Origin of the sequence: Paenibacillus sp. GYB003, from assembly GCF_036577625.1 — a bacterium.
GTDB lineage: Bacteria > Bacillota > Bacilli > Paenibacillales > NBRC-103111 > Paenibacillus_AB.
The window spans coordinates 384,355-399,771 of the sequence record NZ_JARBDC010000001.1 but is presented as its reverse complement, the minus strand read 5'-3'; the positions used below and the strand labels follow the sequence as shown (position 1 = coordinate 399,771).

Here is a 15,417-nt window from a genome sequence, read left to right as displayed (position 1 = left end):
CATGTCGGAACGGTCCTTAACGGACTACATTCAAGGCCATGCGGAACGAATCGAGCGGGAGCTGGCGGGATGCTTGCCCGAGGAGTGGCCGGTTCCCGGCGTGCTTCGGGAATCGATGGCATACTCGCTTCTGGCGGGCGGAAAACGGATGAGGCCGATTTTGACGATCGCCGCGGCGGAAGCGTGCGGCGGTTCGGCGGAAGCGGCGATGCCGGTCGCGTGCGCGATCGAGATGGTGCATACGTATTCGCTCATCCACGACGATTTGCCGGCGCTCGATAACGACGACTACCGCCGCGGCAGGCCGACGAACCATAAAGTATTCGGCGAAGCGATGGCCCTGTTGGCCGGAGACGCTTTGCTGACCCACGCTTTTTACATGGCGGCGAAGACGGCCCGCGAGCGCGGCGTCGACGCCGGACGCGTACTCGCGATAATCGAGGATTTGTCCGTTTATGCGGGCCCGCGCGGCATGGTCGGCGGGCAGGTGGCGGACATGCAGGGCGAGCAGGGGCTGACCCGGCTGGAGGAGCTCGACTATATTCATCTGCACAAGACGAGCGACCTGATCGTCTTTTCGCTGAAGGCGGGAGGACGGATCGGGGGCGCGACCGACGCGCAGCTCGAAGCGCTCGAGCTGTTCGGAACGAACGTCGGCCTCGCATTTCAAATCCAGGACGACATTCTCGACATCGTCGGCGACGAGAAAAAGCTGGGCAAGCAGGTAGGCAGCGACGAGAAGCTGCAAAAGGTGACGTATCCGTACTTCATCGGGCTGGACGGCTCCCGCGCCAAGGTCGAGCGGTTGACCGAGCTCGGCAAGGCGGCGATCGCCGATGCCGGTTTTCCGAAGCCGGAACGGCTGCTGCAGCTTGCCGATTACTTGATGAAGCGGGACCATTGAGCGGCGGCTGGAAAGCCCCGCTTTTTTTGCGTTTCGCGGCTCTCCCGGCCCTTAAACGGCATCGTTAGCGGAGTTTTCGTCCCGCGTGCGGCGCGGGTTTCGACGCGTTTTTCGCGGGTCACTTCCGCGACAAATCGAGGTTGTGCTATAATGTGTCGTAGTTATCGTTTTAGCGTAGCCTACATAACGACCGCGCCATTTGCGGAAGCTGAGGTATACGTAACGAAATGCGAGCCGTTCGCCGAACCTCATGTCGGCCGAACTTCCCGATGCTTGGCGGGCGTAGGGAATAAGCGAAAACGGAAAGTGAGGGCACAAACGTGCTTCTAAACCAAATAAACAGCCCGGCCGACTTGAAAAAGCTGACCGTTTCCGAAATGGAAACGCTCGCTGCCGAAATACGCGCCTTTCTGATCGAGAAGCTGTCGAAAACGGGCGGCCACCTCGCTCCGAACTTGGGCGTGGTCGAGCTGACGCTGGCGCTCCATTATTACTATGACAGCCCGAAGGACAAATTCATATTCGACGTAGGCCACCAATCGTACGTTCATAAAATATTGACCGGCCGCAAGGATCGCTTCGATACGCTGCGCAAATACAAAGGGCTGTGCGGCTTCGTCAAAATGTCGGAAAGCGAGCACGACGTTTGGGAAGCGGGCCACAGCAGCACGTCGCTGTCCGCGGCGATGGGCATGGCGATCGCCAGAGATTTGAAGGGCGAGACGAACAAAATCGTCGCCTTGATCGGCGACGGGGCTCTGACGGGCGGGATGGCGCTCGAGGCGATGAACCATATCGGACACGAGGGCAAAAATTTGACCGTCATTTTGAACGACAACGAAATGTCGATCGCCCCGAACGTGGGCGCCCTGCACAACTATTTGTCCAAAATACGCACCGACAGGCATTACAACAAAGTCAAGGAAGAATTCGAACATTTTCTCAAAAAAATACCGGCGATCGGCGGCACGCTGGCGAAGACGGCGGAACGGCTGAAAGACAGCCTTAAATATTTGGTCGTTTCCGGCGTATGGTTCGAGGAGCTCGGCTTTACGTACTTCGGTCCGGTCGACGGCCATAACCTGAATCAGCTGCTCGACACGCTGAAGCAGGCGGACAAAGCGAACGGTCCGGTGCTCATTCACGTCGTGACGGTAAAAGGCAAAGGGTATACCCCGGCCGAGGAAGATTCGCAAGCTTGGCACGGCGGCGGCCCTTACAAAATCGAATCGGGCCAATTCGTCAAGGCGGTCGGCCCGCAAATGTACACGGAAGTGTTCGGCAACACGCTCATCGAGCTGGCCGAGCGGGACGAGCGAATCGTCGCCGTCACCCCGGCGATGCCGAGCGGCTCCGGGCTGCTGAAGTTCGCCGACAAGTTTCCGAACCGGATGATCGACGTTGGCATCGCCGAGCAGCATGCGGCAACGCTGTGCGCGGCTCTCGCGCTCGAAGGGATGAAGCCGGTATTCGCGGTCTATTCGACGTTCATGCAGCGCGCTTACGACCAGATCATTCACGACATATGCCGGCAAAATACGAACGTCGTGTTCGCGATCGACCGCGCGGGCTTCGTCGGCGCGGACGGGGAAACGCATCAGGGCGTCTACGACATCGCGTTTATGCGCAGCATCCCGAATATGGTGCTCATGATGCCGAAGGACGAAAACGAGCTGCGCCATATGATGAAAACGGCGATCGACTACGACGGCGGGCCGATCGCGGTCCGGTATCCGCGGCTGAACGGCGTCGGCGTCAAAATGGACGACGTCCTGAAGCCGATTCCGATCGGGACGTGGGAAACGGTGCGCGACGGCGAGAAGTTCGCGATCGTCGCGGCGGGCGCCCCGATGCTGGAGCTGGCGGCGCAGACGGCCGAGCTGCTGAAGCCGGAAGGCATTCAGCCGCGCATCGTCAACGCCCGCTTTTTGAAGCCGCTGGACGAACAAATGCTGCTCGAGCTGTACGAGGGCGGCTATCATATGCTGACGCTGGAGGAAGGCGCGCTGCACGGCGGCTTCGGCAGCGCGGTGCTGGAATTTTATGCCGAACGCGGCCTGTACGACGCGAAGGTGAAGCCGATCGGCATTCCCGATTATTTCGTCGAGCACGGCAGCCCGAAAGAGCAGCGCCAGGAAGTCGGACTGACGCCCGAGCGGATCGTCACGGAGCTGAAGTCGATGCTGCCCCGCCGGCGGCAGCGCGCTTGACGGCGAAGCAGGAGCAACGTACCCATATGTCATTGAGCAAAGAAAGGCTTGACGTGCTGCTGGTGGAGCAAGCCTATTACGATAGCAGGGAAAAGGCGAAAGCCGCCATTATGGCCGGCCTGATCGTCGTCGACGGGGAAAAAATCGACAAGGCGGGGACGAAAATTTCCCGCGACGCGTCGATTCAGGTGAAGGGGGCCGTTCACCCCTACGTCAGCCGCGGCGGCTTGAAGCTGGAGAAGGCGATTCGGACGTTCGGCCTCGATTTGAACGGAGCGGTCATGATCGACATCGGCTCGTCGACGGGCGGGTTTACCGACTGCGCGCTGCAAAACGGCGCGGCGTTCGTTTACGCGGTCGACGTCGGCTACAATCAGCTCGACTACAAGCTGCGCACCGATCCGCGCGTTTGCGTCATGGAGCGCACCAACTTCCGGTACATGCAGCCGGGCGATTTGCGGGGGCCGGTGCCGACGTTCGCGTCGATCGACGTGTCGTTCATCTCGCTGAAGCTCATCCTGCCGCCGCTTCGGGCGCTGCTTGCGGCGGACGGCCGGGTCGCCGCGCTGATCAAGCCGCAGTTCGAAGCGGGACGGGACAAGGTCGGCAAGTCCGGCGTCGTCCGCGATCCCGACGTGCACCGCGACGTGCTGCGCGGCGTGCTCGATTTCGCGGCGGGCATCGGCTACGGCGTCCAGGGCCTGACTTTTTCGCCGATTACGGGCGGCGAAGGCAATATCGAATTTTTGGCGCTGCTGGCGATGGACGCGGCGGAAACCGGGACGCTGACGGAAGCGGAAACGCTTCGGCTGATCGAGGAAACGGTAGCCGCCGCCGGGCAAGCGTTTTAAAGCCAAACTGGAGTGGAGTCGGAAGCCGTAACGCGAATGTTCATTCATCAACGAATTTCACTCCCGGCAAACTCATCGATTTCGATGGGTTTTTTGCCGTTTCGAAAGGATTTTCCGCTTGTCTCTAGAATGTTTCAGGCATGGAGGGATAGGCGATGCGAACCGGTGACACTTTTGTCGTGCTGCTGCTCATCGCGGCCGGGCTGATTTGGTTTTACGCGAGAGGAAGACTATGGTATAACAAACCTAGGCCGTCGCTCGCGATACCGCGCCAGGATGACATTTTCGTGCCTTCGGACGAGGCGGTGCAGCTGCTCAACGGGGAAGGCTACGAAATCGCCGCGGGGAAAACGAAGCTGCCGATTTACATGACGGTGGACGGACAGGAGCTGGAAAGCCGGCTGTTCGTCGACGCGTTCGTCGTCAAGGAGGACGAGCTGTTCATCGTCAAGCTGGCGCGGGACCGGATGCCGCTCGAAATGACCGGAAGCGCCATCCGCGAACGGCTGCTCGTTTACAGCCTGCTGTACCCGGAAGCGGCCGGCGTCCTTTATGTCGATGCGACCGCCCAATCCATCAAGAAAATAACGTTCGAAGTCGAACGCGATTAACGGAGGATCCGATGAAAGCCCAGCGTCATTTTAAAATAAGAGAAATCATTTCCGGCAAAGAAATCGAAACGCAGGACGTGCTCGTGGAAGAGATGCGGAACGCCGGATTTCAGGTGACGCAAGCGACCATTTCCCGCGATATTAAAGAGATGCATCTGATCAAAGTGCCGCTCGAGGACGGCCGCTACAAATATTCGATGCCGGCCGAGCAAAAAATGAATCCGCTGCCGCGGCTGAAACGGGCGATGGCCGACCATTTCGTCCATATCGACTACACGGAAAATTTGGTCGTCATGAAATGCATGCCGGGCACGGCCAATACGCTCGGCTCGCTGATCGACAGCCTGGAATGGAGTGAAATTATGGGGACGATTTGCGGCGACGACACGATCTTGATCATCTGCCGCACGAAAAAGCAAAGCGCGGAAATCGTGAAACGATTTTTGGACATGCTCGGGTAAGCGGGCGATCCGGCGGGAGGAGTTAAACGATGATTACGGAATTGACCATTCGCAATTTGGCCGTTATCGAGCATATCGCCGTTTCGTTCCGGAACGGCTTTTCGGTGTTGACCGGCGAAACGGGCGCGGGGAAATCGATCATTATCGACGCGCTCGGACTGATCGCCGGAGGCCGGGGATCCGCGGAGCTCGTCCGGTACGGGTGCGACAAAGCGGAAATCGAGGCGCAGTTCGAAATCGCGCCGGGGCATCCGGTTTGCGCCGTGCTGGACAAAAACGGGATCGCCGCCGCGGGCGACGGCCTGCTCATCATTCGCCGGGAAATGACGGCGGGCGGCAAAAGCACGAGCCGCATCAACGGCCAGCTCGTCAATTTGACGATGCTGCGCGAAGTCGGCGATTGCCTCGTAAACATTCACGGGCAGCACGAGCATCAGTCGCTGATGAAAGCGGAGACGCATTTGCAGTGGCTCGACCTGTTCGACGCCGAACGCATCGTTCCCGTCCGGTCGCAATTCGAGGAGGCGTACGACCGGTATTCCAAATTGAAGAAAGAATTGCGCTCCCTGGAGGAAACGTCCAAGCAAGCGCTGCAAATGGCCGACCTGTACCGGTTCCAAATCGAGGAAATCGGATCGGCGAATTTAAAAATCGGCGAAGATGAATCGTTAATGGAAGAAAAGCGCAAGCTAGCTAATGCAGAGAAGCTTTTTCAGAACGTGGCGGACTCATACGACGCTTTATACGGCTCCAAAGGATTGACTGCGATTGCGAAATCGATTCAGAAAGTGTCGGACGTCGCCGCCGTCGATACGGCCGTTCTCGCTCCGCTTGTCGAGCAGATGCAATCGGCGTTTTACCAGCTGGAGGACGCGGCGTTTCAGCTGCGCAATTATCGCGATTCGATCCAGTTCAATCCGGAGCGGCTCGAGCAGATCGAAGACCGGCTGACGACGATCGGGGCGCTGCGGCGCAAGTACGGGGACAACATAGCCGAAATCGTCGCCTACGGCGAACGCATACGCAAGGAGCTCGATCTGATCGAGAACAAGGACGAAACGATCAAGCGGCTGGAGCAGCAGGCCGAGCGCGAGCACGAGGCGCTGCTTGCGATCGGCGCGAAGCTTTCAACGCTGCGCCAACATGCGGCCAAACGGCTGGCCGCCGGAATCGAAGCCGAGCTGAAGGCGCTCCATATGGAACGGACGCGGTTCGAGGTCAGCTTCGCGCGCCATGGAAACGCCGAGATCGCCGCTCCGGCGCCGCTGTCGAGAAGCGGGTTGGACGAAGTCGAATTTCTAATTTCCGCCAATCCCGGAGAACCGCTGCGGCCGCTCGCCAAAATCGCCTCCGGCGGCGAAATGTCGAGAATTATGCTGGCGATGAAGGCGATTTTTGCGCGGGTCGACCAAATTCCGGTTCTCGTTTTCGACGAGGTCGACACGGGGGTAAGCGGCCGCGCCGCCCAGGCGATCGCCGAGAAAATGTCCGAGCTGTCGCGCTATTGCCAAGTGTTTTCGATTACGCATTTGCCCCAAGTGGCGTGCATGGCCGATTCGCATTATTTGATCCAAAAAAGCGTACAAGGCGACCGGACGTTTACGTCGGTCGAAGACGTGCAGGGCGCGGGGCGCGTGCGCGAGCTGGCGCGGATGCTCGGCGGCGCCCAAGTGACGGAGACGACGCTGAGCCATGCGAAGGAGATGATCGATCTGGCGCATGAAAAGAAAATGAACGCCAAAGCGTGAAACGAATCGCATTCCGTGGCATGTTTACTCAGTTATAAAACCGTCTAGGCCCGGTTACCTTAAAGGTACGCAATCGGCGATACCGCTTAGTCAGGCAGCTTATGCGTAAAGGAGCGTGACCAGGGTTGAATTCCGGCAAAAGAAAAAGATTGATGGGTCTCATTCTCGTCTTCTTCGTTTGTTTGGGCTGTATTTCCACTCCTTTTCAAAGCTTCGCGTCGTTCCCCGGCGAGATCAGATTGTTTACCGGCCAAGGCAAGGAGCTTCACCTGTCGATGCCCGTACACGCCCAGGCGACGGTCAATCCCGACGTCGTCAAAGTGAACGGCAACGAGGCTCATTCGTTTCGGGTCGATTTGAACCGTCCGATCTCGCTCGAATCGGGGCAAAGCGGCAATACGGAGCTGCAGCTTCGGCTGTTCGGCAAAATTCCGCTGAAAACCGTCAAAGTGAGCGTCATGCCGGACTTGAAGGTCATACCCGGCGGACAGACGATCGGCGTCAAAATCAAATCGGACGGCATCATGGTCGTCGGCCATCATCTTGTCCCGGTAGCGGACAATAAAAAGACTTCTCCGGGCGAAGAAGCCAAAATCCAAGTCGGCGACTTGATTCAGGAATTCGACGGAACGTACGTGAACGACGTCACGAAGGTGGCCGATCTGGTCAAAAAAGCCGGCGAACAGAAAAGGGCGATCAAGCTGAAAATTCGCCGCGGCGACCAGCACATTCAGGCGGATATCGTCCCCGCGTTCGATACGGTCGACAAAACGTACCGGCTCGGCTTGTACATTCGCGACTCGGCGGCGGGCGTCGGCACGCTCACCTTCTATGCGCCGGATCAAGGCGTATACGGAGCGCTCGGCCACGTCATCACCGACATGGATACGCAGACTCCGATCTCGGTCGGCGAAGGCCATATCGTGCATTCGACGGTGACGTCGATCGCCAAAAGCCAAAACGGCGAACCGGGCGAAAAGCGGGCCAACTTTTTCAACGAAAGCAAAGTGCTCGGCAATATTTTGAAAAATACGTCGTTCGGCATTTTCGGCAAAATGTATGGCGCTCCGGAGCACAGTCTGGAGAAGGAGGCCATTCCGGTCGCGTTCGCGGAGGAAGTCAAGGAAGGACCGGCGCACATTTATACGGTCGTCTCCGGCCAAAAGGTCGAGAAGTTCGATATCGAAGTCGTACACGTGTCGCGTCAAGATTTCCCGGCGACGAAAGGAATGGTTATTAAAATAACCGATCCGCGGCTGCTCGACAAAACGGGGGGCATTGTGCAGGGGATGAGCGGAAGCCCGATCATCCAGAACGGCAAAATGATCGGCGCCGTCACCCACGTATTCGTCAACGACCCGACATCCGGCTACGGCTGCTTCATCGAATGGATGCTGCAGGACGCGGGCGTCGTCATCAATCCGAACGAACAAAAAAATCTTAAGGCCGGGTAACGGTCTTAAGATTTTTTTGCTTTTATCGAAACCGGATCCTCGGGGATTCGCGCACTTGCGATGACGGATCATGCTCCCAAGTGCGCTAACGCGTGCGTTTCGCCGCTTGGATGAACCGGATTGTGTTCCTTTGGAACTATCCGAGGTTTTTTATGAGCCGCAGGCCGCACTTCAGCTTCGATAGTGCTCCCAAGCGCATTAACGCGTGCGTTTCGCCGCTTGGATGAACCGGATTGTGTTCCTTTGGACACTATCCGAGGTTTTTTATGCGCCGTAGGCCGCACTTCAGCTTCGATAGTGCTCCTAAGCGCATTAACGCGTGTGTTTCGCCGCCTGGCCGAGGCGGATAGTGTTCCTTTGGACACTATCCGAGGTTTTTTATGCGCCGTAGGCCGCACTTCAGCTTCGATAGTGCTCCCAAGCGCATTAACGCGTGTGTTTCGCCGCCTGGCCGAGGCGGATAGTGTTCCTTTGGACACTATCCTGCCCCGATATATGAGCGCATTACGTGGAATTTCGCTTTTTGTCGAACGGTAAGAGAATGTAAGGAAAAATATTTATTATAGATGATTTGTTAAAAAAATAAAAGAAAAAAATTTTTCGACAGAAGGAAAATCATTCCCTTTGTCGAAAACATGTAATAGTGGAATTGATCCCATTTAATTTTTTCGACCAATGAGGAGGAACTGATGTTGCAAAAGATCGAAGTGTTACTCGCTGACGACAACCGAGAATTTACGAACCTTCTTTCCGAATTCATTTCCGAACAGGACGATATGGTGGTAGCGGGCGTAGCATATAACGGCAACGAAGTGCTGTCATATATCGAACAAAACAACAAGGCGCCGGACGTCCTTATTCTCGATATCATTATGCCGCACCTCGACGGTCTCGGCGTATTGGAAAAGCTTCGCGAAATGAACTTGAATCCGCAGCCCAAAATCATTATGCTCACCGCCTTCGGACAAGAAAACATCACTCAAAAAGCCGTTCAGCTGGGAGCCTCCTATTATATATTGAAGCCGTTCGATATGGAAATTTTAACGAACCGGATTCGCCAGCTCGTAACCAACGCATCTCCGATGACGTCGCACGTCGCGTCCAAGCCGAACGTCGTGCCGATTACGAAAGGCCGCAATCTCGACGCCAACATTACGAGCATCATTCACGAAATCGGCGTTCCGGCGCATATTAAAGGCTATCAATATTTGCGCGAGGCGATTACGATGGTATACAACAACATCGAAATTCTCGGCGCCATTACGAAGACGCTGTATCCGGCGATCGCCGACAAGTACAAAACGACGCCGAGCCGCGTCGAGCGGGCGATTCGCCACGCGATCGAAGTCGCCTGGACGCGCGGCAACATCGACAGCATCAGCCACCTGTTCGGCTACACGATCAACATCAGCAAGTCGAAGCCGACCAACAGCGAGTTTATCGCGATGGTGGCGGATAAGCTGCGGATCGAGCATAAGGTGAGCTGAAAGCGGGAAGAATAAAGGTATAGCAAGGGATAGCGGGATTTGGAATTGGCTTCCATCCAGTGCAAGTATGGCGACTAATTTCCGAAAATGCCTTTTCTATACCGATAAACTTCTGAATGATGAGCCAACAAATACCGCTGCTTTATTGGGTTTCAAAAAACCAATAAGGGAGTGGTATTTTTATGACCGATTTTGAATTTCAACTTGATAATTTCATGCTGTATTGCTCGTCCAAGAATCTTTCCAGAAAGACATTAGCGAGCTATGAACAATCGTTAAAGTTGTTCGGTAAGTATCTTCAAGACGAATTTCAAATTGAGGACATTAAGAAAGTACAGTCCGGGCATATCCGACAGTACATAAAGTACTTAAGAACGCGCGGCAAATACTCGGTTGTGAATGTGGAAGAGAGCAAACAGAAGAATTTCCCCGAACACCGGACGGATTATAAAAAAGAAATCTCCATGACGACGATTGCGAATTATATCCGTAATATCAAAGTGTTCTTCAATTACTTGTATAGTGTTGAACGGGAAATCCCCAAAAACCCTGTGGAGAGCATCAATAATCCAAAAGTCCAGCGTAAAGTAAAGAAAACACTTACGCCAGATGAAATCAAAAAAGTGTTGGGGCAATTTGACACGACGGCCTTTCATGGCTATCGTAACTACACTATAACAAGGCTGCTGCTGGACACAGGTATGCGTGTTGGGGAATGTCTTTCTCTTCAGCCAGAAGCCTTTGATTTCAAGCATAAAAGCATTTTGGTGACGAATCCGAAGAACAGCCAGCAGAGGTATGTGTATTTCTCGTTTAAGTCGACAAATGAAATCAAGCAATGGATGCGGCACAAAGATCGCTATTCTGATAGCCCGTTTCTTTTCCCGACTACAAGGGGAACCCAACTGGAGGTTCGCAATTATGAAAGAGCCTTACGCGAAGCGGGTGAGCGGGTCGGAATCCATATCCACCCTCACCAGTTGCGAAACAACTTCGCAAAGTACTATATCCTCAACAATGGAGATTGGTTCAGTCTGTGCAGGATTCTCGGGCATTCATCGGTCGAAGTAACGCAAAAGGCTTATCTGGACTTTACGGATGAGGAGATCGGGAAGAAATATCAGAAACACAGCCCACTTGCCTTTATGGATATTTAGAACGGAATGTGTAATTTCGCGAAGAAAATAAGGGTTTCATGTGTAATTTTGCGTAGGCTCCAATATGACGAAAAAGCCTTGTATGATAAGGCTTTGGAGGGATTTAAGTCTAAAAAATTGGTAACATTATTCTATATATCTATACCGGGGTGTGGGGGCATAAGCCCCCAGTAGGAAGGTTTCAATTATACGAAACCGAGCTGGCGGCGCCTTGCCCGGCAGGGAAGGAAAACAATAATAATTAGCTTTTTTTCATAATCTGTGAGGGGTGTCTGCGGTTTACTGACACCCCTCACACGCGAGTGCGGGGTGCGGTCCCCGCTATTCTATTTGGCTAAGAACATCGTCAACAAGGTTGTATCAGGGTAGCCTTTTTGTCGATAAAATATCATCGGATTTACATACAATTGATACTGATTTCCTCGATGGACATCCGCAAAAACTTGATATTCCCCAAAGCGTAGACGACTAATTTTTTGATCAAGTGTTTTCCTTGTTATGCCTGTTAATTCAGATAAGGTAACTTTGTTTATGCTTTCAATTTTTTCAGGCAAGGTTTCATCGGGATTCATGCACAGGATGTTATCTCTATAATGGATAAAGGGAATCATTCGAAAAAGAAAGCCTAAATCTTTAGCAGTTACATTTTTGAAGAGTCTCCGAAGATCTCCAGAGAAAATTTTTATTGCGTTTCGTTGGTTAAGTGCCCCCTTAAAGTAAAATAGCGGATTGATAGAAAATGTTTTTGTTTCCGGTTCCTCAAGTAATATTTGATAGTAAAGCATTTCGTTGATGAACTCACATAATAAAGTGCCTTGGATACCTAAAACGGACGCTATATCCTTTTTATCCATTGGCTTCTTACTTCTCCCTAAAATCAATCGATTTTCATAATCCAAATAGGTTTGCAGCATAAGAAGGTAGCCACAATGTTTGTCGGGCAGCTTTTCAACTGTGGAGATCGCTTCTTTATCAAAAAAAGTAAAGCTAGGGCCATTCCTGAAATTTTGAATTTGCTTAGGCAAAATGTGTTTTATATAAGCTTCCCGTTGAGCAGGGCTTGTTACTTTGTATCCTTCACCTGGAGGAACCAAAGTCCCCAGTTGACCAGTTTCTAAAGATATACCTCTTGTTAGCGGCATAAGATTATCACTCCTTATTTTTATTTGAAAATGAAAAGCCCCTGCTTCATAAAGCGGAGGCGATTAGATAAAAGGCAGTGCATTTTTGTCTACATGCGGGTGGTAAACCCAACTTGCTTCCCAATAGGCAGCAACCGCTTCCTGCAAGGTTGAAAATGTCCCCAAATGTTTTTTCTTTTTATTAACTCGGATTGATGCTACGAACTTTCCGTTTTTGATGGTGACACCTTTCCAACCGGTTTTATTGTCCTTTCTGATGTTTGCATTTTGGTTATTGGCTTGTCTTGTACAAATACGAAGGTTTTCATTTCGATTGTCTAAGGTATCTCCTGACAGGTGATCTACGACTAGATCATCCGGGCAGTCTGTAAGGAATCGGTGCAGGTATATTTCCTTCCTGTTCCCCTGATCATCGATCAGGATGCTTCTCGCATAAAAGGAATTTGCTTTTCTTTTCAATGTCCAATGTTTCCCTTGCTTGGCTTTTTCAAGTTTATCCAGGCTGATTGTTATAACTTTGACTTCCTCTTGATGCGGAGTATAAGCCTCGATATATACTTGATTGTTCAACCAATCGATTTGATAAGGGTTTTTCATAATCTCATTCCTTTCGTGTGATGGATTCATACATATCACCAAAAATAAAAAGCAGGATAAGAAGTTTATCTTCTAATTCCTGCCTCAATATCATTGATATGTTGAATTAACTGGTCATTCAGACTCAATGCTTCACGAATCCGTTTTTCGGATTGACAGGTGATTCTTCGTACGCCTCGTTCAATTGATGAGATAAGGGAGAAACTTAAACCTGTTTTTTCAGCGAGGTCCTCTTGACGCATTCCATTTAACATTCTAATCGTTCTAATGTTCTTTGCCGTAAGCATTCTACATTCACCTCCTTCATCGCTATAGGCGACTAGAGAAGGATTGTGCAACCGGTTCATACGAATTTTTTTATTTTAATTCATAATTGTTGCCCACCCGCTTCTCCTCACAAATACATTTGCAAATAAATATTAGTAAATACTCCCCCCAACCGTTTTGATGAAATGATGGGAACGAAAAATAATTACTGGATAACAGTTTCGTTCTTTTTGTTATAATTTAGATTGGACAGTATTGGTGTGAAATGACAAGTTATATCGTACAAAAATTAGTCGTAATTTTTTGAGGAGGTGCAAGATTAATGGTCGTAAACAAAGATGGTTATGTTTCAGACGCTCCTATTCAAACTCCCGACCATGATGTGTTCAAACGATGGCCGTTTGCTCAGCGTGTTGCGCAAACTATTGCCTCAAGACGAGACCCAAGCAGTATTGTGATAGGATTGTATGGCGCTTGGGGAGAAGGAAAGACATCGGTGCTTAATTTTATTGAGCATGAATTGAGACAAAATCCACAAATAGTTTGTATGAAATTTAATCCCTGGCGGTTTGGGGATGAAGATAATTTATTAAAAGGCTTTTTTACACGATTAGCAGATAGTATTGATCATTCTCTATCAACAACTACTGAGAAAATCGGAGATTTTATAAATAGATTTGCTAAGCCTGTTGCTTCTGCTGTTGGATATGGCGATGCAGTTGACGGGTTAACTGCCTTACTGAACTCTGCCGATTTAGATCAACTACGCGAACGAATAGAGAATATTTTAGTCGAACAGGAACGACGGGTAGTAATTTTAGTAGATGATATTGATAGATTAGAAAAATCAGAAATTCAGTCTATTTTTAGACTAGTTAAACTAACTGCTGATTTCAAAAATACTGCCTATGTATTAGCCTTTGATTATGATATGGTCTCTGCGGCCTTAAACGAAAGATTTGGTGCAAGCCAACATCATGCTGGAAAGGCGTTCTTGGAAAAAATAGTACAAGTTCCTTTACAACTACCGATGTTAAATAGAGAAACACTTAGAAACTATTGTTTCAAAGCTGTAGACGAGGCATTATCTTTAGCTGAAATAAATCTAAAGAATGATGAAGCCCAGTTATTTGCTCGTCAATTTGTTGATGGTTTAGAATGTCAACTTCGAACACCTAGACAGGCAAAATTGTATGGCAATATACTCACCTTCTCGTTACCAATATTAAAAGGGGAGATTAATACCGTAGATTTAATGTTGATAGAAGGGGTTAGAGTTTTTTATCCAGAACTTTATGATGTCATTCGGCAAAATACAGCTCTTTTTGTGGCCGCTGACGGCTTTAATAGTCGTAATGATGAAAATAAGGAAAAGGTTAAAAAGCTAGTAGCGGATGCACTAAAAGGTTTTAACACCGATACAGTTAAAGCTGCTCAAGAACTACTTGAGCACCTCTTCCCCCGACTACAGGCTATATATAGAAATACACATTTCGGTGCAGATTGGGAGACCTCATGGTCTGAAACAAAAAGAATCTGTTCAAAAGAATATGTCGCTAGATATTTTTCTTATTCAATTCCTGAAAACGATGTCTCTGACCAAGAAATACAAGAATTTGTTTTACAGTTGGCAGAGCTTCGTGAGGAAGAACTATCGACTCGTCTCACCAAGTTGATACACGAAAGAAATGTTGATATTGTTCTCAGAAAGCTTCGTCAGTTTGTGTCTAGAATGAGTAATGAAGTCTCAATTATGTTATCTAGAATACTGGTCAAATTATCCGGTATGTTTCCAGATACAGAAGCGCCTTTAAGTTTATCTTCCTTTTCAAAGGCAGCGATGCTCATAGGGGATCTTGTTTCAAATATTCAGGATTCCACCAGCCGGATAGAATTTGCTAAGGATTTGTTGCAATTAGCGTCATTGCCTTTTGGTTTTGAATGTTTGCGTTGGTTTCGAAGGAACAAAAAAGAAAGACCGGACCCTCGGGGATTTAGCGAAGAGGAAATAACAACAATTGCTTCAGTTTATGCAAACAGGATAACTTCATATGAAGGGGGGCTCTCGGCTTTATTTGAAAAGTATGAAAGGTGGATTCCTGCACTTTTATATGCCTGGAGTACATACGGGAACCGCGATGAAACAAATAAGAAACTTTCAGAATGGATAAATGAATCTCCTGAACACGCCATTCGACTACTAATTTGTTATTTACCTACCGCATGGGGGTTGGAAAGCGGTCTGTCTCATAAAGCTGATTTTGGAAGGGATCAATATAATTCTGTTGTTAAAGTAGTCGATGCAAAAGTAATACTAAATGCTCTAGAAACCATGTTTAGTGAGTCTATTCACACTGAACAATATCCGCAGTTCGATGAAACGGAAATACAGTTAAAAACTGCTCAACAATTTTTTTGGTTGCATAAAAATCAGCAAAAAAGCGAAGATTCAACTGAGACTGAGGAGGGTTAAGCCCTCCTTATTCACTTTCAAATATTCATCTTATAAATGATATTATCGGAAGAAT

13 protein-coding genes are annotated in these 15,417 nt (G+C 50.4%); 10 read left to right on the top strand and 3 right to left on the bottom strand.

The genetic code is table 11. The features are described from left to right. The first annotated feature begins 1 nt into the window (after position 1). The 9 genes from PV407_RS01945 to PV407_RS01905 all read left to right on the top strand — a co-directional run bounded on the left by PV407_RS01945 (position 2) and on the right by PV407_RS01905 (position 10,883). Complete coding sequence (locus PV407_RS01945) at positions 2 to 904, top strand: polyprenyl synthetase family protein (RefSeq protein WP_332088164.1); 903 nt, start codon at positions 2 to 4, stop codon at positions 902 to 904. Between the two features lie 320 nt (positions 905 to 1,224). Next, complete coding sequence (gene dxs, locus PV407_RS01940) at positions 1,225 to 3,114, top strand: 1-deoxy-D-xylulose-5-phosphate synthase (RefSeq protein WP_332088163.1); 1,890 nt, start codon at positions 1,225 to 1,227, stop codon at positions 3,112 to 3,114. Between the two features lie 26 nt (positions 3,115 to 3,140). After that, positions 3,141 to 3,965 (top strand): TlyA family RNA methyltransferase, encoded by an 825-nt coding sequence (locus tag PV407_RS01935; protein ID WP_332088162.1) that lies wholly within the window; start codon positions 3,141 to 3,143, stop codon positions 3,963 to 3,965. A gap of 155 nt (positions 3,966 to 4,120) precedes the next feature. Then, positions 4,121 to 4,576: a hypothetical protein gene (locus PV407_RS01930; protein ID WP_332088161.1), complete on the top strand. Its 456-nt coding sequence runs from the start codon at positions 4,121 to 4,123 to the stop codon at positions 4,574 to 4,576. 11 nt (positions 4,577 to 4,587) lie between these two features. Then, complete coding sequence (gene ahrC, locus PV407_RS01925) at positions 4,588 to 5,037, top strand: transcriptional regulator AhrC/ArgR (protein WP_332088160.1); 450 nt, start codon at positions 4,588 to 4,590, stop codon at positions 5,035 to 5,037. A gap of 29 nt (positions 5,038 to 5,066) precedes the next feature. Beyond that, the gene (recN, locus tag PV407_RS01920; RefSeq protein WP_332088159.1) at positions 5,067 to 6,785 is read left to right on the top strand and encodes a DNA repair protein RecN; all 1,719 of its coding nucleotides are present in this window, start codon (positions 5,067 to 5,069) and stop codon (positions 6,783 to 6,785) included. 125 nt (positions 6,786 to 6,910) lie between these two features. Then, positions 6,911 to 8,239: a SpoIVB peptidase gene (gene spoIVB / locus PV407_RS01915; protein WP_332088158.1), complete on the top strand. Its 1,329-nt coding sequence runs from the start codon at positions 6,911 to 6,913 to the stop codon at positions 8,237 to 8,239. A gap of 692 nt (positions 8,240 to 8,931) precedes the next feature. Next, positions 8,932 to 9,726 carry a sporulation transcription factor Spo0A gene (gene spo0A / locus PV407_RS01910; protein WP_332088212.1) on the top strand — a complete coding sequence of 265 codons (795 nt, stop codon included), beginning with the start codon at positions 8,932 to 8,934 and terminating at the stop codon, positions 9,724 to 9,726. 182 nt (positions 9,727 to 9,908) lie between these two features. Next, positions 9,909 to 10,883, top strand: coding sequence for a tyrosine-type recombinase/integrase (locus PV407_RS01905; RefSeq protein ID WP_332088157.1), 975 nt, complete (start codon positions 9,909 to 9,911; stop codon positions 10,881 to 10,883). Positions 10,884 to 11,209: 326 nt separating this feature from the next. Here PV407_RS01905 and PV407_RS01900 read toward each other — a convergent pair whose 3' ends face one another. The 3 genes from PV407_RS01900 to PV407_RS01890 all read right to left on the bottom strand — a co-directional run bounded on the left by PV407_RS01900 (position 11,210) and on the right by PV407_RS01890 (position 12,909). After that, positions 11,210 to 12,025, bottom strand: coding sequence for a hypothetical protein (locus PV407_RS01900; RefSeq protein WP_332088156.1), 816 nt, complete (start codon positions 12,023 to 12,025; stop codon positions 11,210 to 11,212). Between the two features lie 63 nt (positions 12,026 to 12,088). Beyond that, a complete protein-coding gene (locus PV407_RS01895; protein WP_332088154.1) occupies positions 12,089 to 12,622 on the bottom strand; it encodes an HNH endonuclease in 534 nt (177 codons plus the stop codon). Positions 12,623 to 12,687: 65 nt separating this feature from the next. Beyond that, on the bottom strand, positions 12,688 to 12,909 hold the full coding sequence (locus PV407_RS01890) for a helix-turn-helix domain-containing protein (RefSeq protein WP_332088153.1): 222 nt from the start codon (positions 12,907 to 12,909) through the stop codon (positions 12,688 to 12,690). 302 nt (positions 12,910 to 13,211) lie between these two features. On the opposite strand from PV407_RS01890, the gene PV407_RS01885 reads away from it, so the two are divergent. Beyond that, complete coding sequence (locus tag PV407_RS01885; protein ID WP_332088152.1) at positions 13,212 to 15,362, top strand: KAP family P-loop NTPase fold protein; 2,151 nt, start codon at positions 13,212 to 13,214, stop codon at positions 15,360 to 15,362. Positions 15,363 to 15,417 lie beyond the last annotated feature (55 nt).

Bases quoted from the DNA above. Each gene is read 5' to 3' on its own strand.
- PV407_RS01945 (WP_332088164.1), top strand. From the start codon at position 2: ATGTCGGAACGGTCCTTAACGGACTACATTCAAGGCCATGCGGAACGA.
- PV407_RS01935 (WP_332088162.1), top strand. From the start codon at position 3,141: ATGTCATTGAGCAAAGAAAGGCTTGACGTGCTGCTGGTGGAGCAAGCC.
- PV407_RS01930 (WP_332088161.1), top strand. From the start codon at position 4,121: ATGCGAACCGGTGACACTTTTGTCGTGCTGCTGCTCATCGCGGCCGGG.
- ahrC (WP_332088160.1), top strand. From the start codon at position 4,588: ATGAAAGCCCAGCGTCATTTTAAAATAAGAGAAATCATTTCCGGCAAA.
- recN (WP_332088159.1), top strand. From the start codon at position 5,067: ATGATTACGGAATTGACCATTCGCAATTTGGCCGTTATCGAGCATATC.
- PV407_RS01905 (WP_332088157.1), top strand. From the start codon at position 9,909: ATGACCGATTTTGAATTTCAACTTGATAATTTCATGCTGTATTGCTCG.
- PV407_RS01900 (WP_332088156.1), bottom strand. From the start codon at position 12,025: ATGCCGCTAACAAGAGGTATATCTTTAGAAACTGGTCAACTGGGGACT.
- PV407_RS01895 (WP_332088154.1), bottom strand. From the start codon at position 12,622: ATGAAAAACCCTTATCAAATCGATTGGTTGAACAATCAAGTATATATC.
- PV407_RS01890 (WP_332088153.1), bottom strand. From the start codon at position 12,909: ATGCTTACGGCAAAGAACATTAGAACGATTAGAATGTTAAATGGAATG.
- PV407_RS01885 (WP_332088152.1), top strand. From the start codon at position 13,212: ATGGTCGTAAACAAAGATGGTTATGTTTCAGACGCTCCTATTCAAACT.